Origin of the sequence: Ruminococcus sp., from assembly GCF_017549005.1 — a bacterium.
Lineage (GTDB): Bacteria > Bacillota > Clostridia > Oscillospirales > Ruminococcaceae > Ruminococcus.
Genome location: NZ_JAFYYT010000013.1, coordinates 1 through 22,406 on the forward strand (window position 1 = coordinate 1; position 22,406 = coordinate 22,406).

19 protein-coding genes are annotated in these 22,406 nt (G+C 47.5%); 5 read left to right on the forward strand and 14 right to left on the reverse strand.

What is annotated here, in order from left to right:
• The 4 genes from IKW96_RS04875 to IKW96_RS04890 form a co-directional block, all read left to right on the forward strand.
• Positions 1-1,535, forward strand: a 1,535-nt coding sequence (locus IKW96_RS04875; protein WP_296571018.1) for an endo-1,4-beta-xylanase, incomplete at its 5' end; no start/stop codon positions are given.
• Between the two features lie 227 nt (positions 1,536-1,762).
• Positions 1,763-2,575, forward strand: coding sequence for a hypothetical protein (locus IKW96_RS04880; protein WP_296571021.1), 813 nt, complete (start codon positions 1,763-1,765; stop codon positions 2,573-2,575).
• A 115-nt stretch (positions 2,576-2,690) separates the two neighbouring features.
• A complete protein-coding gene (locus tag IKW96_RS04885) occupies positions 2,691-3,503 on the forward strand; it encodes a DUF169 domain-containing protein (RefSeq protein ID WP_296571024.1) in 813 nt (270 codons plus the stop codon).
• 56 nt (positions 3,504-3,559) lie between these two features.
• Entirely contained in the window at positions 3,560-5,053 is a 1,494-nt protein-coding gene (locus tag IKW96_RS04890) for an extracellular solute-binding protein (RefSeq protein WP_296571027.1), read from the forward strand.
• Positions 5,054-5,137: 84 nt separating this feature from the next.
• On the opposite strand, the gene IKW96_RS04895 is transcribed toward IKW96_RS04890, so the two are convergent.
• Entirely contained in the window at positions 5,138-6,067 is a 930-nt protein-coding gene (locus IKW96_RS04895) for a DUF4846 domain-containing protein (protein ID WP_296571030.1), read from the reverse strand.
• Between the two features lie 190 nt (positions 6,068-6,257).
• On the opposite strand from IKW96_RS04895, the gene recQ reads away from it, so the two are divergent.
• Positions 6,258-8,099 (forward strand): DNA helicase RecQ, encoded by a 1,842-nt coding sequence (gene recQ / locus IKW96_RS04900; RefSeq protein WP_296571033.1) that lies wholly within the window; start codon positions 6,258-6,260, stop codon positions 8,097-8,099.
• A gap of 91 nt (positions 8,100-8,190) precedes the next feature.
• Here recQ and IKW96_RS04905 read toward each other — a convergent pair whose 3' ends face one another.
• From IKW96_RS04905 to IKW96_RS04965, 13 genes are all read right to left on the reverse strand, one after another.
• Positions 8,191-9,519 (reverse strand): FMN-binding protein, encoded by a 1,329-nt coding sequence (locus tag IKW96_RS04905; RefSeq protein WP_296571036.1) that lies wholly within the window; start codon positions 9,517-9,519, stop codon positions 8,191-8,193.
• 78 nt (positions 9,520-9,597) lie between these two features.
• Positions 9,598-11,097 carry an NPXTG-anchored protein gene (locus tag IKW96_RS04910; RefSeq protein ID WP_296571040.1) on the reverse strand — a complete coding sequence of 500 codons (1,500 nt, stop codon included), beginning with the start codon at positions 11,095-11,097 and terminating at the stop codon, positions 9,598-9,600.
• A gap of 12 nt (positions 11,098-11,109) precedes the next feature.
• The gene (locus IKW96_RS04915) at positions 11,110-11,514 is read right to left on the reverse strand and encodes a flavodoxin (protein WP_296571043.1); all 405 of its coding nucleotides are present in this window, start codon (positions 11,512-11,514) and stop codon (positions 11,110-11,112) included.
• Positions 11,511-12,089, reverse strand: coding sequence for a DUF3793 family protein (locus IKW96_RS04920; protein ID WP_296571045.1), 579 nt, complete (start codon positions 12,087-12,089; stop codon positions 11,511-11,513). The genes IKW96_RS04915 and IKW96_RS04920 overlap by 4 nt, the downstream gene beginning before the upstream one ends.
• Positions 12,076-12,375: a DUF2325 domain-containing protein gene (locus IKW96_RS04925; RefSeq protein WP_019680047.1), complete on the reverse strand. Its 300-nt coding sequence runs from the start codon at positions 12,373-12,375 to the stop codon at positions 12,076-12,078. The genes IKW96_RS04920 and IKW96_RS04925 overlap by 14 nt, the downstream gene beginning before the upstream one ends.
• Before the next feature lie 92 nt (positions 12,376-12,467).
• Positions 12,468-12,641 carry a FeoB-associated Cys-rich membrane protein gene (locus IKW96_RS04930; protein ID WP_296571049.1) on the reverse strand — a complete coding sequence of 58 codons (174 nt, stop codon included), beginning with the start codon at positions 12,639-12,641 and terminating at the stop codon, positions 12,468-12,470.
• 12 nt (positions 12,642-12,653) lie between these two features.
• Entirely contained in the window at positions 12,654-15,062 is a 2,409-nt protein-coding gene (locus tag IKW96_RS04935) for a ferrous iron transporter B (protein WP_296571052.1), read from the reverse strand.
• A 74-nt stretch (positions 15,063-15,136) separates the two neighbouring features.
• Positions 15,137-15,358: a ferrous iron transport protein A gene (locus IKW96_RS04940; protein ID WP_028514680.1), complete on the reverse strand. Its 222-nt coding sequence runs from the start codon at positions 15,356-15,358 to the stop codon at positions 15,137-15,139.
• 13 nt (positions 15,359-15,371) lie between these two features.
• The gene (locus IKW96_RS04945; protein WP_028514679.1) at positions 15,372-15,584 is read right to left on the reverse strand and encodes a FeoA family protein; all 213 of its coding nucleotides are present in this window, start codon (positions 15,582-15,584) and stop codon (positions 15,372-15,374) included.
• Positions 15,585-15,948: 364 nt separating this feature from the next.
• A complete protein-coding gene (locus IKW96_RS04950) occupies positions 15,949-18,705 on the reverse strand; it encodes an FtsX-like permease family protein (RefSeq protein WP_296571061.1) in 2,757 nt (918 codons plus the stop codon).
• A gap of 12 nt (positions 18,706-18,717) precedes the next feature.
• On the reverse strand, positions 18,718-19,434 hold the full coding sequence (locus tag IKW96_RS04955) for an ABC transporter ATP-binding protein (RefSeq protein WP_296571064.1): 717 nt from the start codon (positions 19,432-19,434) through the stop codon (positions 18,718-18,720).
• Between the two features lie 304 nt (positions 19,435-19,738).
• Positions 19,739-21,811, reverse strand: coding sequence for a heavy metal translocating P-type ATPase (locus IKW96_RS04960; RefSeq protein WP_296571068.1), 2,073 nt, complete (start codon positions 21,809-21,811; stop codon positions 19,739-19,741).
• A gap of 48 nt (positions 21,812-21,859) precedes the next feature.
• Positions 21,860-22,156: a DUF6110 family protein gene (locus IKW96_RS04965; RefSeq protein ID WP_296571074.1), complete on the reverse strand. Its 297-nt coding sequence runs from the start codon at positions 22,154-22,156 to the stop codon at positions 21,860-21,862.
• Between the last annotated feature and the right edge of the window lie 250 nt (positions 22,157-22,406).

Here is a 22,406-nt window from a genome sequence, read left to right on the forward strand (position 1 = left end):
ACGACTGGAACAACTGGAATCAGGGCCAGCAGCAGAACAACGACTGGAACAACTGGAATCAGGGCCAGCAGCAGAATAACGACTGGAACCAGTGGAATAACCAGAATCAGTGGAACCAGAACAATGACTGGAACAATAATAACAACTGGAACAACTGGGATGTAAACAACTGGAACAACCAGAACCAGCAGAATAACTGGAACCAGGGTCAGCAGAACAACGGCTGGGATAACTGGAATAACCAGAACCAGTGGAATAATAACAACAACTGGAACAACAATAACAACTGGTACAACTGGGATGTAAATAACTGGAACAACCAGAACCAGCAGAATAACTGGAACCAGGGTCAGCAGAACAACGGCTGGGATAACTGGAACCAGGGACAGCAGCAGAACAACGACTGGAACAACTGGAACCAGGGACAGCAGCAGAACAACGACTGGAACAACTGGAACCAGGGTCAGCAGCAGAATAACGACTGGAACAACTGGAACCAGGGTCAGCAGAACAATAACCAGCAGCAGAGCAACAATACAAGCTCACAGGGCGACGGCTTCAAGAATGCTTTTGCAAGCTACTTCAAGATCGGTACTTCTGTAAGCCCTCACGAGCTCGGAAGCGGTGCTGAATTCCTCAAGAAGAACTACAACTCCATTACTCCGGAGAACGAGCTCAAGCCTGACAGCATTCTCGATCAGTCTGCTTGTCAGCAGAGAGGCAACAACGTAAATACTCAGATCAGCCTCAGCAGAGCAGCTCAGACACTTAAATTCTGTGAAGAGAACGGCATAGCACTCCGTGGTCACACATTTGTTTGGTACAGCCAGACTCCTGACTGGTTCTTCCGTGAGAACTTCTCACAGAGCGGCGCTTACGTATCAAAGGATATCATGAACCAGCGTCTTGAAAGCATGATCAAGAATACATTCGCAGCTCTTAAGGAGCAGTATCCTAAGCTCGAAGTTTACTCATACGACGTATGTAACGAGCTCTTCCTCAACGATGGCGGCGGAATGAGAGGCGCTGACAACTCCAACTGGGTAAGAGTATACGGTGATGACAGCTTCGTGATCAACGCATTCAAGTATGCAAGACAGTATGCACCCGCAGGCTGCAAGCTCTATCTCAACGATTACAACGAGTACATCCCTGCTAAGACAAACGATATCTACAACATGGCTATGAAGCTCAAGCAGCTCGGCTACATCGACGGTATCGGTATGCAGTCTCACCTTGATACAAAGTATCCTGACGCTAATACATATGAGACAGCTCTCAAGAAGTTCCTCAGCACAGGTCTTGAGGTTCAGATAACAGAGCTCGATATCACTTGCAATAACTCACAGGAACAGGCAGATCTCTATGAGAAGATCTTCAAGCTCGCAATGCAGAATTCTGCTCAGATCCCTGCTGTTACCATCTGGGGCACACAGGACAGCGTAAGCTGGAGATCATCACAGAATCCTCTCCTTTTTTCTAACGGCTATCAGCCTAAGCCTGCTTATGAAAAGGTTATCGCTCTTACAAAATAAGGCGGAGACCTCTATCATAAAGCTTATATAATTTATAAAGCCACAGATTCGATAATGAACCTGTGGCTGTTTTTTTCTGGTGCATAGAAAAATTTTTTCGGATTATGTAACATTTTGCATTTTGGTTTCGATTATTGTTTATGAAAGGTCAAGCTTGCAGAGAAAAGCTTTATGTTAAAGACCAGAATATAAAGAGCGGCTCAACACCGCAAAAAGGAGTTAATATTATGAAAAAAACAGCAGTTATCATCACTTTGGCAGCAGCTATGTTAAGTCTTGCGTCATGCGGCAGACAGATGCACATAACATCCAGCCTCGACACTTCATATCACGACAGCACAAATACCGCAGCAGCAGTTGCCGCCAAGGATGAAAAGTCCGATGCTCCCACTGTACAGAGCACAACAGCTGCGGCAGCTTCGGACGAAGAAGCTGTTCAGACCGCCGAAACAGCAGAACCTGTTTCAGAAGCAGCAGTTCAGGCAACAGAGAGCAATTATACCTCTCAGCCTGCCGATCAGGTCATGGAGACAGCCTTCAACAAGGGCAAGATCGTGGGTAATGCATATATCTCCGACTTAGCGGGCTTAAAGCTGGTATTTCCCGCAGACGCCGAGCTTTACGGCAAAGACGCACTCTATACCAATTACATGATGCCCACAAGGTTCATGACCGAGGAAGAAAAGGAACACTACATGACAGGCGTGATAGACTTCTCCGCAACCTACGGCGAAGCTTCAAAAATCAATGTATGGTATTATGACCTCAAGCAGAGATATCCCGAAACTCCCGATATGACACCTGAAGAATACCTGCAGCTTGAAATAGCCAATTACAAGCAGAGCTTCACAGTAGCAGATATAAGCGTTCCCGAGAAGATCACCCTCGGCGGCAGCGAGTATACAAAGATCTCCTATACCTGCGATTCGTACCCGACTATCAAATATGCAAAAAAGATCAGCTCTGACAACATCATAGTAATAGAAGCCTCAGGCACAACAGCTGCCGATATCGAAAACAGATTTGAAACGATAAGCTGAAAACAGGTCAACAAACGACAAAAGAATGCTAAAAACAGCAACAATTCAATAGTTTTTGATTAGTGAATGTGTTATAATTAAAAAATATCAGAATTATCGGAGGTTCATAAACACTATGGAACAAAACAAACGTATTTCGGATTTGCTAAAAAATACTATCGGTCAGCGCTATGACGCAATGGCACTGAAAATGATACGCGACGAGACGGAGCTGCCGAAAAATACCATATACCCGCTGCGCGATCTCGGTCAGCATATGTCGCTCTGTCAGGCTTTCGCGCTTTCAAGAAGAGAGGGAAAGACCGTTTATATGCAGAAACAGGATCACTGGTGCTGGGCGCCGCTGATAGCATACGGCATGGTGGAACTGAAAAAGGGAACGCCCGAATTCAACGAGCTTCTCCCGGTTATCGGCATAAACGATCCCGACGCAGCCGCTGCATTCATTGAGAATATGCCGCACTTACCTGCAGGAGCATATAAGGGAATACTCACCGCTCCACTGGGAGCTGCAGAGTTCGAGCCCGACGCTATCGTTATAAACTGCCGCAACGCAGAGCTCCGTACCATACTCATGGGAATAAAGACTCAGACAGGAACTACCATGAAAACTGAATTTGACGCCATAGACTCCTGTGTATGGGGCATAATCCCCTCCCTCACAAAAGACGAATACCGCGTTTCATTCCCCGACCCGGGCGACTTTACAAACGCAAACACAAGTGAGAACGATGTTATCCTCTCAGTGCCGAAAGCAAGGTTCGAGGAGTTTGAAAAGGGTCTCAACAGCCTAAATTTCATGGGAATGAAGCATTCATTCTTCCATATGAACATGGAGTACGACTTCGCACGTCCCACCTTCTACAATAATATGTTCAGAGCATGGGGACTTGACGAGGGAAAGAGCTACGCAATACCAAATTTTTGATATAATGTATTTTATGTGATTTTGCACCGTTTATTTAAGATAAAAGGAGAAAACGTATGAAAAGAAAGCTTTCTGCTTTCGCTTTTGCAGCCTGTGTTCTGCTCGCAGGCTGTCAGAACAAGGCCGGCGTGGACACCACTGTTTCAGATACGGTAAAATCGGACGATAACGGTGAAGTTCCGCAGGGCGCTTCAAACAGCAAAGAGGACATCGTTATTACTCTGGGACTGATGATCGAGCCCGAACAGGAGAGCCTTGTCAGCGCCATTGAAGAGTTCAACAATGCCGATAACGGCTGCCGTATCGAGACCAAAATTTTTGCAAGCCGCAATGACAGTGACGGATTTCCACACGCCTTTACAGAAGACGAATTGGCAAGCATAGACTTTGAAACTGTTCAGCAGATAATGAACAAGGGCGGTATCGACATAGTGGGCGACGTGACATTCGGAGATGACGCAAAATACTGGCTTCTCAGGCAGAAAGGCGCTTTTGCGGATCTTTATGACTTTATGGAGAACGACCCAGAGGTCAATACCTCAACGCTTAACAGCCATATCCTCAAACTAAACGAGATAAACGGTAAACTTTATAATATTCCCCGTACATACGAGGTGAATACCATGATAAGCAAGAGTGAATACGGGGGTACAAAACAGAACTGGACTATCGACGAGTTTATAGACCGCTGGAACGCTATGCCAGAGGGTTCTACCATTGCAGGCTCTATCAATGCGGAGTATATTTTTTATAATATCCTGAGAGAAAATACTCCTGCCTTTGTCGATGAAGAAAACGCCAAGGTAACATTCGATTCTCCTGATTTCAGAAAAATACTGGAGTTCTGCAAGCAATTTCCGAGCATTAACGGCGAAAAGGGCGAATATGACTATAATGCACCGAGCCTTGCGTCAAAATATCTTATAACAAGTGCAAATTCTGCCATAATCTCAGATATGAACTATCGGACTTATGAGGAAAAGCAATACCGACTGCGCGACGGGAAATATACCCTTGTGGGCTATCCGACCTCCAACAGAGAGGGAGCTTATCTGACAAGCTCTCTGCCGGGCTGGTCCATATGTTCAAGCTCCTCTGCGGAAAAGCAGGAGGCAGCATGGGAATTCATACGTCAGTTCTATACAGAGGAATTTCAGACAGAAAACGCAGTCCAAAAATATGAGATTGAAACTCCCGAAGGAGTCAGAAAGACCGTTGACTCACTGGAGGGAACAGGCTTCTGCATTAATAACGCCGCACGCAAAAAAGTGGCTGAAAATATCATGAACAATGTTTACGATTTTGAAGACATTTCGACTGCACAGGGACACGAAATAACCGTTGACAATATACAGATAGATGAAAAGGATATCGAGTTTTTAGAGAATTATACCGATTCCATAAACCGCTGGGACAACAGAGTAGACAGGAATATATTCTGGATAGTCAACGATGAAGTAATGACATATCTCGGCGGCGGTCAGGATATCGACACGACTATCAGCATGATACAGAACAGAGCTTCCCTCTGGGTAAGCGAAACATATTAAAAACAACGCCCCGGATCACCATCACCGGGGCTGAGTTTAAATAATGCCCCGGGGTTCTCTCACCCGGGGCATACCTTTTTTTATTTAAAAGCCGTCCTTCCATCGGCGGATATCATTCTTTTCAAATATAAATGAACCGATAACAAATGAGTCCTTTTCGAGCTGTTCACTGGTATACCATGGAGAAGTCACATTTTCCTCCGTATGTGTCAGGATATGGAAGCATACGGCAGGGATAAAGCTCTGTCCGATAAGGTAGCATTTTTCGTCATTTTCGTTTACTGCCTCGTCAGCTATCATCACAACGTGTGTGTCGTTGCAGATAATATCGCCGATACGAAGCTCATCGGCAGAAATCACTTCAGACTCCTTTTGCAGCGAAAGAGTGCCTGCATAGCGCATTACCTGCTTGAGATAGTTCCTGTACTGCTGCTCGCTCTTATCGGGAAGTCCGAACGGTATCCTGCAGGAAAAGTCCGCAAAGGCAAGCATTCTCATGCCCTTCCGCCAGTCATTGTAAGAGCATTCGTCGCCGTTTGAAAACTTAAATGATATCTTGTCAAACTCTCCTTTTTCGTAGAAATAATCGCTGTAAAGCCTTATTACACTGTCCGCGCACTGCTGATAGCCCTCAGTTCCGAGACTTATATCGAAAACTGCGGCAACATCAGTTGAGCTGATAGTCGTTCCGTCATATACAGGTATCTTTATATCATCGGGAAGAAGCGGATAATTCCGCATATATTCCCCGAAACTCCCCTCCTTAACAGGAACACGCTCAAAGCCGTCGGGTGGGATTATCCGCGTTTCAAGAGTCTTGCCCTCAGGCACCAATGACTGCACCTCGTAATATCTGCCCGCAGGCTCTATGGTAAGCTCAGCAGCTTTCCATTTCGGATTGGTGCGGATATAAACAGCCGTTAATGCAGCGGCAATGAGCATAACCAGGAAACCTGTGCGGAAAGCACGATTTTTCTCCTTTGGCTTTTCTGCAGCGCCTTGTTTTTTAGACATTTTATCTCCTCCTTCGTCTGAATGCTGCAACTTATCCATGTGTCAATTTTAGCATGAAAAAAGAGACGTGTCAACCTAAAACTCCGCTTCATGCAGCTTCATAAAAAAGCCAAAGGATCGGTCGCCTTGCTTTTTCAGTGCATAAATGCTATAATAATATAAAATCCCCGTTATAAGGAGCGAAACGTGCATGGACAAGCTTTCGGTATTAAATGAATACTTCGGACATAAGGGATTCCGCAGCGGACAGGGTGAACTCATAGACAATATCCTCAGCGGCAGGGACGTTCTCGGTATCATGCCTACAGGCGCAGGAAAATCCGTGTGCTATCAGGTGCCTGCACTCATGCTCAGCGGCATGACTGTCGTTATTTCGCCGCTCATTTCCCTTATGAAGGATCAGGTAAACGCTCTTGTTTCCTCGGGAGTCAGCGCCGCCTGCATAAACAGTTCCCTTTCTCAGGAGGAATACGCAGAGACCATGCAACGCGCACTGTGCGGTGAACTAAAGCTTATCTACGTTGCTCCCGAAAGACTCGGCACTCCCGAAATGAACCGCATCGCTTCTTCTGTCGGGATATCTATGGTCACTATCGACGAAGCTCACTGTGTTTCTCAGTGGGGACAGGACTTCCGCCCCAGCTATCTGCGTATCTCCGAGTTTATACGCAGCCTGCCCCGGCGGCCTGTAATAAGTGCGTTTACTGCTACCGCTACAGATACGGTCAGGGAAGATATCATACAGCTGCTGGAACTGAACGATCCCTTTACACTTGTGACCGGATTTGACCGCCCGAACCTGTTTTTCTCGGTAATAAAGCCGCAGAACAAGTATGCCGAGCTTCGGAGGCTCCTGGACGGATCCGGCGGTAAATGCGGAATAGTTTACTGCCTTTCGCGGCGAAATGTTGAAGAGATATGCGAGAAGCTGTGTTCCGACGGCTTCTCCGCTACAAGATATCATGCAGGTCTTTCAGATACCGAAAGAAGAACAAATCAGGACGATTTCATATACGACCGCAAGCGCATAATGGTGGCTACGAACGCTTTCGGCATGGGTATAGACAAGTCCGACGTTTCCTTTGTTATCCACTACAATATGCCAAAAAACATCGAAAGCTACTATCAGGAGGCAGGCCGTGCAGGCAGGGACGGAAGCCCTGCACAGTGCATACTTCTGTATGGTCCGATGGACGTCCGCACAAATAATTTCATGATCGAAAAAAGCCGCGAGGAAAATACCGAGCTCTCCGAAAGCGAAAAGGATATCATGCTCGAACGCGACAGACAGCGGCTCAGGGAAATGACTTTCTACGCAACTACCACCGACTGTCTCAGGCAGTTCATGCTGGGATACTTCGGGGAAAAAGCTCCTTCATTCTGCGGAAACTGCTCCTGCTGTCTGAACGGCTTTGAGGAAGCTGATATAACCGTTGACGCGCAGAAGATAGTTTCCTGCGTTTTCAGGATAAAACAAAGGGGCAGATATTTCGGCAAGAGCATGATCGTTGATATACTCAGGGGCAGCAGGAATGAAAGAATCGCAGCCTCAGGATTTGACAAGCTCTCAACTTACGGTATCATGCAGGACACCTCCGCAAAACGCATAAGAGCAGAGCTGGAGTTCCTTATTGAAAACGGATATCTGTACAGCAGCGACGATGAATACCCTGTTGTGGGGCTTACTGCCTTATCGGCAAGGATACTGAAAGAGCATATACCTGTCAGTATGAAGCTCCCGAAGGAAGAAAAGCCAAAAGATAAAAAACAGCGCAGTGAACAGACTGATATTGATAATGCGCTGTTTGAAGAACTCAGAAAGCTTCGCGGCGAGCTTGCAGCAGAAGCAGGAGTCCCTGCTTATATTGTATTCTCCGACGCCGCTCTGAGAGATATGTGCAGGGTGCTTCCGACAAATACAGATGAATTTCTGAAGGTATCGGGAGTCGGCAGGATAAAAGCCGAAAAGTACGGCAATATCTTCTGCAACCTTATAAAAGAGTATAACAGCTTGCACAGTAATGAGCTGTAATGTGCGCGAAAACAAATAATCACAAACATCAAAGCCCGAAAAGCGAAGAAAATGTCCGCTTTTCGGGCTTTAGCCGTTTTGTTGTTTTATATCAGTTCATCGCCTGTTCAAGTGCCTTACGTGCTGCTTCGATCAAACCGTTTGAACTGTAGGTCGCGCCCGAGCAGGCGTCGATACCGTCTGCGCTGACTTTCGTTGCTATCTGCGGTATCACCTTATTCATAGCGTCGTTGAAGTATTCGGGGTCGTCCTCATCAGCCCATGCGGAAATACTTGTGATCGCGTCATTTTCAACGGACAGCTTCACATGGACCTTTCCTGCGTAGCCCTCGGCTTCTGCTTCGTATTCGCCGTTCTTAAACCTGAATGCAGGCTGAGGCTCGTCGGCAGGAGCTTCTTCATGCTGCTCCTGTGCAGGCTCTTCGTTTTTCTGTTCCTCTGCGGCAGTTGTTTCCTCTTCTGTTTTTTCAGCGGTAGTTTCTTCCGTTTTTTCGTCTTTATTTGCACCTGTAGTTGTTACAGACGTTGTTGTGCTGTTTTTCTTTGCTGTGGTCGCTGTGACCGCTGTAGTTACGGTTTCAGAAGGGGCATTTTCCGGAGCTTCAAAGCTGAACGTCACAGGTGTTCCGGAAGCCGGAGCAGCCGTTTCTCCGCTGCTGCCACTGCGTGAAACAACTCCTGCAAGCACTAAGGGCAGAGCAAATGCACAGGCACATACAGTATTGGGAACAAGCTTCTTTTCCGGCTTTTTATTTGCTATGTAGTACTTCCTGATACGCATTGCCGCATAGCCGATGAATACCGCACTATATACAAGAACACTGAGGAAATAGCCCTCCCTGCCCTTCTGAGCCTTCGGCACAAAAAGCACAAGTATATGCACATAGATACAGGCGTAGAAAATGTAGGCAAGACGCTGTATCTTTTTCCATGTTTTGGCTTTCATCTTTTTGCGTATCGCTTTGAACGACATCACCGTCAGCGGCGTCATTATCAGTACCATTGCAAGACACACGACGCTTGTGACAACGAAGTCCGAACCTGTTTTGCCATTGATGAGATTTGTTATGTACTGCACTCCGTATGTGATGATATGCGAGAAGGTAAGTATCGCCGCAGTTATGGATAATTCGCCGCGGATCGGCATTAGCTTCTTAATGGGAGCAGAGCCGTTCGGAAGTGCTCCTGCCCACATGACAACTGCCCAGAAAGCAGTACCGAGAGCTCCCCGTGAGAATATCCCGAGAACGTTATCACGGACAAATCTGCTTGAAACATTGATATCGGACTGTGTGATGATCACAGATGCCACAGTAAGCACAGCTGCTGAAATATAGAATGCCGCAGGACATTTTTTTAGCGGCTTGTCAAGACAAAAAGCGATAAGGAGCGCTATAAACAGAGCGGTCAAAAATAACATAAAATCTACCTCTTTGCAGTATTTGACCTCCGCAGCCGAAGCCGCAGAGGTCATATTTTATAATGGAAATAACAATGATCAGTCGTTCTTCTTTCTGAATGCAAATGCTGAAGCGCCTGCAAGTACAAGGAATGTAAACGGCAGGGCTGCTCCTGCAACGCCTGTCTTAGGACTGTTCGAGCTTGCAGTTGTCTTTGCTGCTGTAGTTGATGTCTTGGTCGTTGAAGTAGTTTTTGAAGTTGCAGCTTCTGTTGTTGTAGTAGTCTCTGCAGCCTGACTGTTTATCTCGAACTCGTAATTCTTCTCATATCCTGTTGCTTCAACAGTGAGCTTGTACTTGCCCGAGCCGTCGAATACATTCTCCTCCCCTGACTTGGCGTCAAGCTTTATCTCGCCTGTCTGTGAGTCGATGATAGTTGCACCGCGTCTGCCTGCGTTGTATTTCTTCTCGCCTACTGTTACGGCTGAGATGTTCTTGAGATAGTTTGCTGCGTCAGTTAATGAAGCTCCGTCAGCAGCTACGAGCTTGCCGTCGGAATACTTAACGGGGATAGCGTCTGTTGTAAGTGTAAAGCTGCCTCTTACAGATGAATATTTGCCGTTTTCATCAGATACTGTGAGTGTGTAGTTGCCGGGCTGTGCATTGTTGTAGCTTACAGTATTTCCCGAAACCGTGAAGCCGTCCGCTACTTCGCCCTTAGCCTTGTAATCGGAAGGAAGTACGGAATTATCGTATGTTACAGAGCCCTTGCCCGACTTTCCGCTCTCGACCTTGATGCTGTCTGCGAACTTCACAGGGAGATAGCCGTTCTGTCCTGAAAGTGTGCTGTAGCCGTTAAGAGTGATGAATGTTACGTCCGTGATAGTCTGTCCCTGCGAGGACTTGTAATGCTCGGAGGAGAGCACGTTGCCGTGAGGCTCCTTCTCCTTTACGCCTGCGCCCCATGAGATAGCACCGTTGCGCCAGATATTCTCAAGAGCACGCATACCGTAGTCGGTGCCTTCCTTTGTCTTTACGATAACGCCGTAAATATCACAGTTTGCAGGGATACCCTTTACATTTATCTGATAGTCACCCCAACTTGAAAGGCTTGATACGGTCATCTCGCCGCTGAGCTTTTCTTCACCGTCGCTGTCGACCAGCTTGCCGAATGCTGCCTTGCCGTTTTCGACTGTAACAGGCTTGTATGCAACAGGCTTCTCGGAAAGCTCTGTGAAATTCATCTTATCGCTGAGCTTTTCAAGGTCAGCCTTTGCGATCTCAACAGGATAGGTAACGCCGAGTATCTTACCGCCGCCGTTCTCTCCTTCTTCATTGAAAGTACCTGCGGCAAGTCCGCCGTTCTGCCACTTTCCGTCATCTCCCATTTTTCCTGTAGTATTGCCCTTCCACTTGTTGGTCGTCGCGGAAGAAACTGCGTCAACAGGAACGCTGTTGTTAAGCTCTGCTGCATAGAAATCAGCATAGGGGATATTCATTGTACCGTAGACCTTATCGCCGTCTGCTGCATTTGCTGTGAACGGAACTGCCGCCATAACACAGGCTGCGGCACATAAAACAGATGTGATTTTCTTCATTTCCGCGTCTCCTTATGCAAGCTTTGCAGCAAGCTCTCTGAGCTTTGCAAGATCGTCGTCTGAAGCTGCTTCATTTACGATAAAGCCCTCGTCGCCGATAAGCTCTGCGCCTGCCGACTTTGTACGGTCGTACCAGTTACGCATCCACTCACCGTCTCCCCAGCCGTATGAGCCGAAAAGAAGGACCTTCTTGCCGCTGAGTGAACCCTCGATACCTGTGAAGAACGGCTCAAATGTGTCCTCTTCGAGGACCTCTGCTCCCATTGCAGGGCAGCCGAAAGCGAATGCGTCGTAGTCTGCGACATTGCCCTTGAACTCTGATACCTCAAAAAGCTCCGCCTTAGCGCCCTCGGCAGCTGCCTTAGCCATAGCCTCGGTATTGCCGGTGCCGCTCCAATAAATTACTGCTGTTTTCATATATTTTCCTCCTTGGAAATAGCCCGAAACAGGTTCGGACAGTGATTTAATCTATCGAACAGGATCTCCCTGCAGCGATCATAAGTTTTGAATGTCTGCCGCGCCTTTTCAGCGTTTTCGTAGACCTTCCAGTAGCCGCACAGCAGACAGTTCCTGCCGCTGTTGCTGATAAAGCCGCGGATATCTCCCACGGGATAACCGAGAAACGCGCCTATCTCATGAGGGAAGCTGCCGCAGTTCATACGCGAGGCAAGCCTGAGAAGCTTCCCGCCCATACTCATATCCGCTGTGTAGCCGTACTCTGAAAGCAGGTCACGAACCTGCGGCATACCGAGCCATGCGCTCAGCATTTTCTCATTGTAGATGTAAACGAGCGTGCGGTCCCTGCATTTGCAAAGCCGCATTGCACAAAGTCCGCTGTCTGATAGTTTAGCCGTGAATTCGCGCAGATATTCCGCCATTGTCTCCTCATTCCCGTCAAACGAGATAAGATTCGCACACTTCACTCCCAATAGCGTAGGAGCGCTGTGAAAAGCCATGAGATTATCAATGCTTCTGCGTTCAACTTCGGACATATTTCCTCCCCTTTATATCTGTGAGAAGCTGTTTCAGCGCACTGACGCTGGAGCTGTGAACGTGCTCAACGGGTACGCCGTTTTTCTCGGAGCTTTTTTTAACGGCTCCAAGCATTTTATGGGAACAGGTCCCTGTGAAAACCACCATAAGGTCAGGAGTGCCAAGCTTGTTCTCGAAGTCCGCAGGCATCTGAGTGAAGACCTTAGACTTGTGATTGAACGATTTGCAGATATCCTGATAACGTGTTGCCATGCGGTCATTGCCGCCAACGATTACTATGCTCATAAATTCCTCCTTTGGTTTATTAGTTACTGCTAACATTATGGTTTTTATGCGGGGCGGTGATATGGCCGCCCCGATGTTTGTTGTGATGATTTTTACTTATGGCATTTTCCGTGCATTGCACAGTGCTCGCAGCCACAGCCGCAGCCTCCCGTACTCCTGCCGCTTTTTTTGTCCTTTGCCATTTTTACTATGATAAGTACCACGACAGCAATAAGTATAAGAGATACGACTATAGTTCCCAGATTTTCAGCAAACCACGCGAGCATATTACCACTCCTTTATGCCTTTACCTTGACATTGCCCTTGAACTTCGACGCCTCATGATACTTCTTGACAAAGAGCATATAGCACATAAATGCAAGAATAATAACTGATGCGATAACGCCGATGATATTAGATTCGCCTGTGAAAAGTCCGCCGAACTGTGTTATCATAAGCGCAACAGCGTAAGCAAAGCAGCACTGATAAAGTATAGCAAATGCTGTCCACTTTGCGTTGTTCATCTCACGCTTGATAGCTCCGATAGCCGCAAAGCAAGGAGCACAGAGCAGATTGAACACAAGGAACGAGAAGCCTGTTATGCTTGTGAATACTGCGCCGATGTTCTCCCATACAGTGCCGTCGCCGCCGCCATAGAGAACGCCCATAGTTCCGACGATATTCTCCTTTGCGACCAGACCTGTGATAGAAGCAACAGCTGCCTGCCAGTTGCCCCAGCCGAGAGGTGAGAATATCCATGCGATAAGTCCGCCTAAGCCTGCCAGCAGCGAGCTGTCAAGCTGATCCTCGTCCAGCATACCGAAGCTTCCGTCAACTGTTCCGAAACGTGACAGGAACCAGATAACGATCGTGGATATGAGAATGATGGAACCAGCCTTCTTGATGAATGACCAGCCGCGCTCCCACATTGAACGGAGAACGTTACTCATGGTAGGCATATGGTATGCAGGGAGCTCCATAACGAACGGTACAGGCTCGCCTGAGAACATTGCTGTCTTTTTAAGCATGATACCCGAAACGATGATAGCTGCCATACCGATGAAGTATGCTGATACCGAGATGATAGGTGAACCGCCGAAGATAGCGCCTGCTATCATTGCGATGAACGGTACCTTAGCTCCGCACGGAATGAATGTGGTAGTCATGATGGTCATACGTCTGTCGCGCTCGTTTTCGATAGTTCTCGAAGCCATGATACCCGGAACGCCGCAGCCTACGCCTACGAGCATAGGTATGAAGGACTTGCCCGAGAGACCGAACTTTCTGAACACACGGTCAAGCACGAATGCGATACGAGCCATGTAGCCGCAGGCTTCAAGGAAAGCAAGCAGGAAGAACAGAACCAGCATCTGCGGAACGAATCCGAGAACTGCTCCCACACCTGCAACGATACCGTCAAGGATAAGTCCTTTCAGCCAGTCGGCTGCGCCCATCTTGTCAAGACCGCTTTCGATTATCGCAGGGATACTCGGTACGAATACGCCGTAATCAGCAGGATCGGGCTCCTCGCCTATCTCCTCAACTGTTTTTAACGCTTCTTCATAGTCGGCAATAGAAGCTGTTTCCTCTGTTGTTTCAAGAGTTTCCTCATCCTCGACAGAGTATGTGAACTCGTCCGCGGGAGCGCTGCCGTTTTCCTCAACGTAAGCGTCATAACCGTCGATTATCTGCTGTGCGCCTGCGTATCTTTCGGAAACGTCGTCATAGTCCCCGGATATGCCGAGAAGGTAGAAACCGTCGCCGAAGAGATTATCGTTTGTCCAGTCGGTAGCCCATGCACCAGGTCCCTTCATGGCGATAAGGTAAACAAGAGTCATTATAACTGCAAAGATAGGAAGTCCCAGCCAGCGGTTAGTGACTATCTTGTCTATCTTATCGGAAACTGTAAGGCTTCCTGCGTTCTTCTTTCTGTAGCAAGCCTTGATAACGTCTGCTATGTAAACATAACGCTCGTTCGTGATGATACTCTCAGCGTCGTCGTCAAGCTCCTTTTCAGCAGTTGCTATGTCCTCTTCAATGTGCTTCTGTACATTTTCGGGGATATTCAGCTTTTCAAGCACCTTTTCATCGCGCTCGAAGACCTTGATAGCGTACCAGCGCTGCTGCTCCTCGGGCATATCATGCAGACAGGCTTCCTCGATATGAGCTATAGCGTGTTCAACAACACCGCTGAATGTGTGCTGAGGAATGGTCCTGCCGTTCTTTGCAGCAGCTATGGCAGCCTCAGCCGCCTCGTCAACGCCTGTGCCTTTCAGTGCGGATATCTCAACTATCTTGCAGCCGAGCTGTTTGGAAAGTTCATCAATTTTTATCTTGTCTCCGTTTTTATTCACGACGTCCATCATGTTTATCGCACAGACAACGGGTATCCCAAGCTCAACAAGCTGAGTTGTGAGGTAAAGGTTGCGTTCGAGATTTGTGCCGTCGATGATGTTGAGTATAGCGTCAGGTCTGGTTTCGATAAGGTAGTTTCTTGCAACGACTTCTTCAAGGGTGTAGGGCGATAACGAGTAGATTCCCGGGAGGTCAGTAACGATAACATCACTGTGCTTTTTCAGCTTTCCTTCCTTCTTTTCAACGGTAACTCCCGGCCAGTTTCCGACAAACTGGTTTGAACCCGTGAGCGCATTGAACAGGGTGGTCTTACCTGCATTAGGGTTTCCTGCAAGTGCTATTCGCAGTTCCATTTATATCTTCCTTTCAAGTTATTTAAAGCTAACAATTTGTCAAAAATTCAAGGACTTTACGTCCCGCTTCATAATTATTCGACCTCTATCAGTTCCGCGTCTGCCTTTCTCAGTGAAAGCTCATAGCCGCGTACCTTTATCTCGATCGGATCGCCGAGGGGAGCCACCTTGCGGACAAATACTTCCGTTCCTTTTGTGAGCCCCATATCCATGATACGACGTTTTATCGCTCCCTCTCCGTGAAGCTTCTTCACCTTTGCCGTCGAACCTACAGCCGTTTCTCTAAGTGTTTTCATAATCCCTCTCCTATCAGACCATTATTCTGCGAGCCATATCCGCACCGATAGCGATACGTGACTCCTTGACCTTAACAATAACATTTTCGCCCAGCACGTTTATGAGCGTGACTGTTCCGCCTACGGTAAATCCGAGGTTTTCAAGGTGCTGACGTATCGCAGGAGTCCCTCCCAGCTTCTTGATGGTCAGCTCTTTTTCAGGCTCTGCCAAACTTAGCGGCATCATTTCTCATCCTTCCATTCAGTTTTTTTATTTGTCGTATAATAGTTGTGATATATAAACATAATATGTTAGCGTCTTATAACGGATATATAATATCACCATCATATAAATTTGTCAATGATTTGAAATGACATGAAAATAAAGTTTGTATACAGTAACAAAATGTAAGTGCTATCTAACAATTATTTTGTATCAAATAAAAACCCTGTCTATTCGAGCCTGCCGGACAGCTATGTCTGTAAACCCAAAGCAACAAAGCAACCACCGATGAAACCGGCGATTGCTTTGCATAAACATATATTATCGGCGTCTGAACCCGTCCGCTGTTTTATCCAGAGGAATACTCCGATGAAGTACAGACAGATGATCACTCCATATTCTTGAGCGCAAGAACCTTAGGTATTTTGCGGATACGGATAAAGTCAAGTACTGTTATTGCAAGATATGCCGCAAATACAAGGAGGAACTCCTTTACGAAGCCTGATGCAGGCATTATGAATGCGAACCAGCCGCTCATCTTCATCATTATCAGCTTCCAGAAGAACTGCATAAGCTTGTAGCCGATATACATAGCGAGGAACTCCGAGAAGAACACTACTGCCGCTGTCGGTATGAGATAAAGCGAAGCTATCTCGCCGTTTTCATAGCCAAGTATCTTGGTCATGGATATTGAGCGCTCGTTCTTTTCAATGATTATTTTTGTCAGCAGATAGAGTATTATCGCCGCCACTATGAAGCATACGTACTGGAAATAAAGCATATATGAGCCCATTGAGTGGTCGAGCTGGTCCGCGACTTTTATCATATCCTGAGTGGTTATCTCATTGACGATGTATTCGCTGTCTATGTCCTTTATCATTTTGTCGGACATATATCCGCTGAAATCGCCCTTGTCCTTGTCAAATATCCTGTTGAACTGCTCATTGTCCATGAATACGGCAACTCCGGCGGAGTAGTCATAGATATCATGCACCGCCCAGTTGTAGTCCTTGTGCTCGTATTTCTCGGAAAGAGTAATGGTATCACCTGCGTGAACGTCGTACTTTTCGGCAAAAGCCCTGGAAACATATACGGAACCGTCATTGGTTTCGCTTATATTTACATATTTGCTGCCCTTTTCTATGCCGTAAACAGCGACTTCCTCGTTATAGCTATCCGATTTTCTCTCAAGAGAGGTTATGGAGAAACGCTCTGCCCCCTCCGTATCGGTTGTGATGATATTTCCGTCCTCGTCCTCTGTGCTGCTGAGTATCAACTGTTCCTCAGCGAACATCATATCGCCCATTTTTTCCTGATAATAGGACAGGGTCTCGGGCATTCCCACAGCCATTGAGATAAGCAGCATAACAAAGGTTATACCAACGAAAAGCATGATATAGTTGGGGATATTCTGCAAGAATACACGTATCCTGAAGCGGCGGAGGAACCTCCATTTCGGCAGTCTTACAGCCTTTTTCCTCTTCTTGCGCTTCAGGTCGTGGCGCAGGAAGCGAAGCGGTGAGAGCTTCAGTGTTTTGGTGATGACGAATGCATTTATTATGAGCATGAGCACTATCGGCACCAAGGTCGTGCGGATAAACGCCTCGGGAGTCCACAAAGTCTCAAAGGTCGGCAGGCTGTAGCTGCTGTAGTACATATCTGCGACCGTGTTCTTGAACACCGTATAGCCCAGCACATTGCCGATAACAGCGGCAATAATGACGATGAGCAGCGGAGCGCTCATATAGTAGCGCAGAAGTTCTCCCCTTGTATAGCCCGAAGCTCTCAGCGTACCTATAACAGAGGCTTCCTGTTCAAGTGTAGTGCTGATCGTTACTGCGAAAATAAACGCAAGAACAGCAGTCAGTATGTACAGGAGAACTCCTCCCATAGCCTTGTCCTTGCCGATATCGTCCCTTGCGAAGCTCATAGCCTGATTTGCATAGGCAGGAACATAGTCCTTTATTTCAAGCTCATCGGTATCGGAGACAGCTGTCTGAGTTATGAGTGCTTTGAGGAAATGCTCGGACATATCCTTTTCTTCATACTCGTCGGCAGGCTTGCTGTTGTAGGTGAAGCCGTAGTTTGCAACAGTATTTGCGCGGATACGCTCAAAGCCTTCATCAGTTGTCATGCCTATGTCAAAGGTAAGGGCGTCGAACATTGTGTCGGTATTGCTCTCATAAAGGGCGCTGTAATCCACAAAAGCTGCAAATCCAACGACTTCAAAGTCAGTATTGCCAGCAGTGAGCGTATCTCCGATCCTGATCTTTGCGTTATCGGCATGCATACGGTCGATGATGATCTCATTTTCATTCCCGGGAGCACGTCCCTTCAATATATCGTAAAGGTCAATACCGCCGCGCTCACCGTAAACGCGGATAGTTCCCGAATAATCGCTTTTCGACGGCAGCGTTTCATCTGCGTCCTTATAGAACAGCTCGTAAACCGTAACAGGAACAGGAGCAAATTTCTCATTCAGCTCGTAGCGTTCCTCTATTTCGGCGTATTTTTCGTCTATTTCCTTGTCTATTTTCTTTTTTGCCTCGTCCATTGCGTCGGAGAGAGCCTTTTTGTAGTCCTCGGAGTTCTTTGCAGTCTTCAAAGCTTCATCGTAAGCCTTGTCGTAATTTTCTTTGATCGCCGTTTCGAGGGCGGAGCTTATCATCTCCTCGCGCTGAGACGCAGGGACATCAGCTCCCATAGCCTTCGCAGCGGCGATCTTCTCATCAATTGCTGCTGTTACCTGCGCTTTAACGGCTTCCTTTACCTGTTCGGCAACCTTTTCTTCTATGGCCTCATTGACCGCCTTTTCCACCTCGTCAGCGGCTTCATCGTATGCGCGTTCGCGGTATACTGCCGGAACGTCAGCCATTTCGCCCGATCCTATCGCCTTTAAAGTTGCTTCGTCAGCTTTTTTTGAAAGCCTGAAATGACCGTCCTCACACTTCATTTCCGCAACGTTCCTGTCAAGGGTGTTGAGCATACTGTTATTTGCAACGTACATTCCCGAAACGAAGCCGATAGTCACGATAAGCATGAGACATATCATCAGATAGCGCTTCCAGTCGCGGAGCATATCCTTCCAGACGCGCCTGCGGAGGGGATCTTTCGGGCGCTTGCCGAATGATATCTTCTTATCCATAAATAATCCCCCTTACCACTCAATTTCAGCGGCAGTCAGCTTTTCCTTATTGACGGTATCGTGTCTTATTTTACCGTCGCGGAGCTTTATCACATGGTCAGCCATTTGCTTTATAGCTTCGTTGTGAGTAACCATGATTATTGTGTTGCCGTACTTCTTGTTGACTTCCTCGATAAGCTGCAGTATCTCCTTGGAGGTCTTATAGTCGAGAGCTCCCGTAGGCTCGTCGCAGAGCAGTATATCGGGATTCTTCACGATAGCGCGGCCTATCGAGACTCTCTGCTGCTGTCCGCCGGAAAGTTGGTTCGGAAGCTTGTGGCGGTGCTCGTAAAGTCCGAGTATCTTCAGCAATTCGTCTATATCGAGAGGCTTATCCGAAAGATATGCGCCTGTTTCGATGTTTTCCTTTACGTTGAGATTGGGGATAAGATTGTACATCTGAAAAACATAGCCTAAGTGCTTGCGGCGGTAGCGCGTAAGACTCTTTTCGTCCATTTCAGCAAGCTTATCACCGTTTATGGTTATCTCGCCTGCGTCGGCACTGTCAATGCCCCCCAGTATATTCAGCAGAGTTGACTTGCCTGAGCCCGACGGTCCGAGGAGTACGCAAAACTCTCCCTTTCCTACTGTGAAGTCCAGCTCTTTAAGTACTTCCTGCCTGGTTTCGCCGCTGCCGAAGCTCTTTTTCAGGCCGCGGACTTCAAGGAATTTTCTCTCTTTCTCACTCATAACCATTCTCTCCTTATGACATAATTTATACCCATTTCAGTATCACACTTATGTGAACACTTGAATATCTATTCATATATTAGCATATAATCTCCTGAATGTCAAGTACTTTTTCCTGATTTCGGCAGTTTTGATATTATCAGGCAAAATAGGGTATTTTTAAGAGTTAGTATGTACAAATATATATGCATATTTGCGGTCATAAAAAGCGACATCGCACGATATAAGATAAAAATAAATATATCAAAGCCCCGACAGCACATTGAACTGTCGGAGCTTTTTCATAGATATGTTGGTTCTGAACTCAGTTTTTCAGCTCAGTCATGCTTCTGAGGCCTATTGCCAGCGTCGAAGCATTGTGGAGAAGCGCAGAAGTGGCAGGCGGCAATGCGCCAAGTACACCAAGTCCTATAAGTCCGCCGTTGAAACCGATTATAGTCCGATAGTTCCAGCCGATACGCGACATAAGAGCATTGCTCAGGCGTTTCAGCTCTACAAGAGCATAAAGATCATCGGCAGAAATTGTGATATCCGCTATCTCACGTGCAATTGCAGCTCCTGTGCTGATAGCGATACCTGCGTCAGCTTCGCTGAGTGCAGGAGAATCATTGACGCCGTCACCTATCATCACGACCTTGCGTCCTGCCTCATGCTCGGCGCGTATAAAGGCTGCCTTGTCCTCGGGGAGCACCTCCGCGTAGTACTCATCAACGCCCACCTTTTCCGCAACAGCCCGTGCTGTACGCTCGTTGTCCCCTGTCATCATGACTACCCGTGATATTCCGTATCCGTGGAGCTTGTCAATAACATCGGCCGCCTCTTCACGGAGCGGGTCTTCAATGCATATAACAGCTGCGACCTCTCCGCCAATTGCAAGATACAGATGGGAATACTCCGCAGGGAGCTCATGATAGCGCTCGTCCTCGGGCTCGGCGCAATGCTCGTCCTCGATAATAAAATGATGACTTCCGATAAGAACGCGCTCGCCTTCTACCATGCTTGAAATGCCGTGGGCTACAACGTATTCCACCTTAGAATGGAACTCCTCATGGATAAGCCCTTTCTGAGCAGCCCCGGCAACTACCGCATTGGCTATTGAGTGGGGATAGTGCTCCTCTAGACAAGCCGCGAGCCGCAGCATTTCGTCCTCGTCCCGACCGTCAAAGGTTATGACCTTCGCCACCTTAGGAGCTGAATGCGTAAGCGTTCCTGTCTTGTCAAAAACTATGGTGTCGGCTTCGGCAATGGCTTCCATAAAACGTCCGCCCTTTACAGTTATGCCTGCACGGCTGCAATCGCGCATTGCCGACAGGACTGAAATAGGCATTGCAAGCTTCAGTGCACAGGAGAAATCGACCATAAGTATCGAAAGCGCCTTGGTAGCGTTCCTCGTCAGGAGCCATGTCAGGAGAGTTCCGCCCAGGCTCCACGGTACAAGCTTATCCGCAAGGTGAGAAGCCTTGTCCTCTGCGGCTGACTTCATCTTCTCGGACTCCTCTATCATCTTAACGATACGGTCGTAGCGGCCGCCTCCTGCGGTATTTTCCACAACTATAGTACATTCGCCGTCCTCTACAACAGTACCTGCGTAGACGTAAGCTCCCATAGACTTGTGAACAGGCACAAATTCGCCTGTCATTGACGCCTGATTGACCATTGCGTCACCTGATACCACTTTACCGTCAAGAGGTATCATGGAACCTGTTCTAACAACTACCATATCACCTTTGCGTACTTCGTTCACGGGCATAAGGACTTCCTGGCCGTCGGCAGTTTTAGTCCAGACCTGTTCAACCCCGAGGGACATAGTCCTCGCCAGGTCGTCTATGGACTTCCTGTGAGTCCACTCGTCGAGAATGTCGCCAACATTCAGCAGGAACATCACCGAGCCCGCAGTCCTGAAATCACCGCGCAGAAGCGATACTCCTATTGCTGTAGCGTCAAGAACGGATACTTCAAGCCTGCCTTTCAGCAGACATTTCAGTCCACGAAATATGTATTTTGCAGCTTTTATCACAGCCATTATCCTGCGAAGCGGCATTGGAAGGATAAGCTTGTTTACTGCTCTCCTGATAACCACCGCCGCCAGCTTTTCCTCATAATGCTTGCTCAGCTTTCTGCCGGTATGTTCGGGAACAAGCGCTGTATTCCTTTCATCGTCAAAGGAAAATGCAGAAAGCTTCTGTATGAGACTCTCCCTCGGGCAGGTATAAGCTATAACGATATCGCAGGTGCGGTCAAAGACCTGTACCCTCGTCACGCCGACTACCGCAGACAGAGCATACTCCGCAGTATCAGCCTGTTTCATTGTCATCCGTTTCATGCAGAAGCGTACACGCATACGTCCTTTTGATTCATGCATTATCTTGCATTTCATATTTATCACCTCTACAAAAACAGACCGTCAATGCGGTCTGTTTCGTTTTTATTCTTCACTTGTGTCTGCAATTTCCTCGCACTTGTCTGCGATGACAGCAGCTTCTTCCTCAACGGCTCTCTGCTCGTTTATTTCCTTTGCGTCCGAAAGAATATCATCACAGTTCTCGCGTACCGTAGTTACGGTCTCCATAACATTTTCCTTTGCGCGGAGAACAGCGGCAGTCGCGTGAGTATAGCACTTCTTCGCGTCCTTGCTTGAAAGGACTCTGATACCTGCTGTACCGAAAAGAACTCCTCCTGCAAAAAGGCCTATTTTTTTCCACGGGATATCATTGAATTTCATAAGATCACCTCAGTAAAAATGTCGAAATATTTGGTTTCGTTATACTTATGATACCATATATAACAGGCTCTTTCCGCTCCGAAAGGCTGAAAGTTGGTATACCGTGCTAATTGTATACGCCGTCACCTCAGAGCCATCTGCACGGACTCTCAGAGCCACGTTGCCGCGCCTTGAGAGCCACCTTCACGGATCAAGAGCCACACCTTGCCGCTGACTGCTCGGCAAAAAGCGAGCCTGCCTGACATCACCT

What these genes read in the sequence shown, in the direction of transcription:
- IKW96_RS04880 (WP_296571021.1), top strand. Translation starts at nt 1,763, where the DNA reads ATGAAAAAAACAGCAGTTATCATCACTTTGGCAGCAGCTATGTTAAGT.
- IKW96_RS04885 (WP_296571024.1), top strand. Translation starts at nt 2,691, where the DNA reads ATGGAACAAAACAAACGTATTTCGGATTTGCTAAAAAATACTATCGGT.
- IKW96_RS04890 (WP_296571027.1), top strand. Translation starts at nt 3,560, where the DNA reads ATGAAAAGAAAGCTTTCTGCTTTCGCTTTTGCAGCCTGTGTTCTGCTC.
- IKW96_RS04895 (WP_296571030.1), bottom strand. Translation starts at nt 6,067, where the DNA reads ATGTCTAAAAAACAAGGCGCTGCAGAAAAGCCAAAGGAGAAAAATCGT.
- recQ (WP_296571033.1), top strand. Translation starts at nt 6,258, where the DNA reads ATGGACAAGCTTTCGGTATTAAATGAATACTTCGGACATAAGGGATTC.
- IKW96_RS04905 (WP_296571036.1), bottom strand. Translation starts at nt 9,519, where the DNA reads ATGTTATTTTTGACCGCTCTGTTTATAGCGCTCCTTATCGCTTTTTGT.
- IKW96_RS04910 (WP_296571040.1), bottom strand. Translation starts at nt 11,097, where the DNA reads ATGAAGAAAATCACATCTGTTTTATGTGCCGCAGCCTGTGTTATGGCG.
- IKW96_RS04915 (WP_296571043.1), bottom strand. Translation starts at nt 11,514, where the DNA reads ATGAAAACAGCAGTAATTTATTGGAGCGGCACCGGCAATACCGAGGCT.
- IKW96_RS04920 (WP_296571045.1), bottom strand. Translation starts at nt 12,089, where the DNA reads ATGTCCGAAGTTGAACGCAGAAGCATTGATAATCTCATGGCTTTTCAC.
- IKW96_RS04925 (WP_019680047.1), bottom strand. Translation starts at nt 12,375, where the DNA reads ATGAGCATAGTAATCGTTGGCGGCAATGACCGCATGGCAACACGTTAT.
- IKW96_RS04930 (WP_296571049.1), bottom strand. Translation starts at nt 12,641, where the DNA reads ATGCTCGCGTGGTTTGCTGAAAATCTGGGAACTATAGTCGTATCTCTT.
- IKW96_RS04935 (WP_296571052.1), bottom strand. Translation starts at nt 15,062, where the DNA reads ATGGAACTGCGAATAGCACTTGCAGGAAACCCTAATGCAGGTAAGACC.
- IKW96_RS04940 (WP_028514680.1), bottom strand. Translation starts at nt 15,358, where the DNA reads ATGAAAACACTTAGAGAAACGGCTGTAGGTTCGACGGCAAAGGTGAAG.
- IKW96_RS04945 (WP_028514679.1), bottom strand. Translation starts at nt 15,584, where the DNA reads ATGATGCCGCTAAGTTTGGCAGAGCCTGAAAAAGAGCTGACCATCAAG.
- IKW96_RS04950 (WP_296571061.1), bottom strand. Translation starts at nt 18,705, where the DNA reads ATGGATAAGAAGATATCATTCGGCAAGCGCCCGAAAGATCCCCTCCGC.
- IKW96_RS04955 (WP_296571064.1), bottom strand. Translation starts at nt 19,434, where the DNA reads ATGAGTGAGAAAGAGAGAAAATTCCTTGAAGTCCGCGGCCTGAAAAAG.
- IKW96_RS04960 (WP_296571068.1), bottom strand. Translation starts at nt 21,811, where the DNA reads ATGAAATGCAAGATAATGCATGAATCAAAAGGACGTATGCGTGTACGC.
- IKW96_RS04965 (WP_296571074.1), bottom strand. Translation starts at nt 22,156, where the DNA reads ATGAAATTCAATGATATCCCGTGGAAAAAAATAGGCCTTTTTGCAGGA.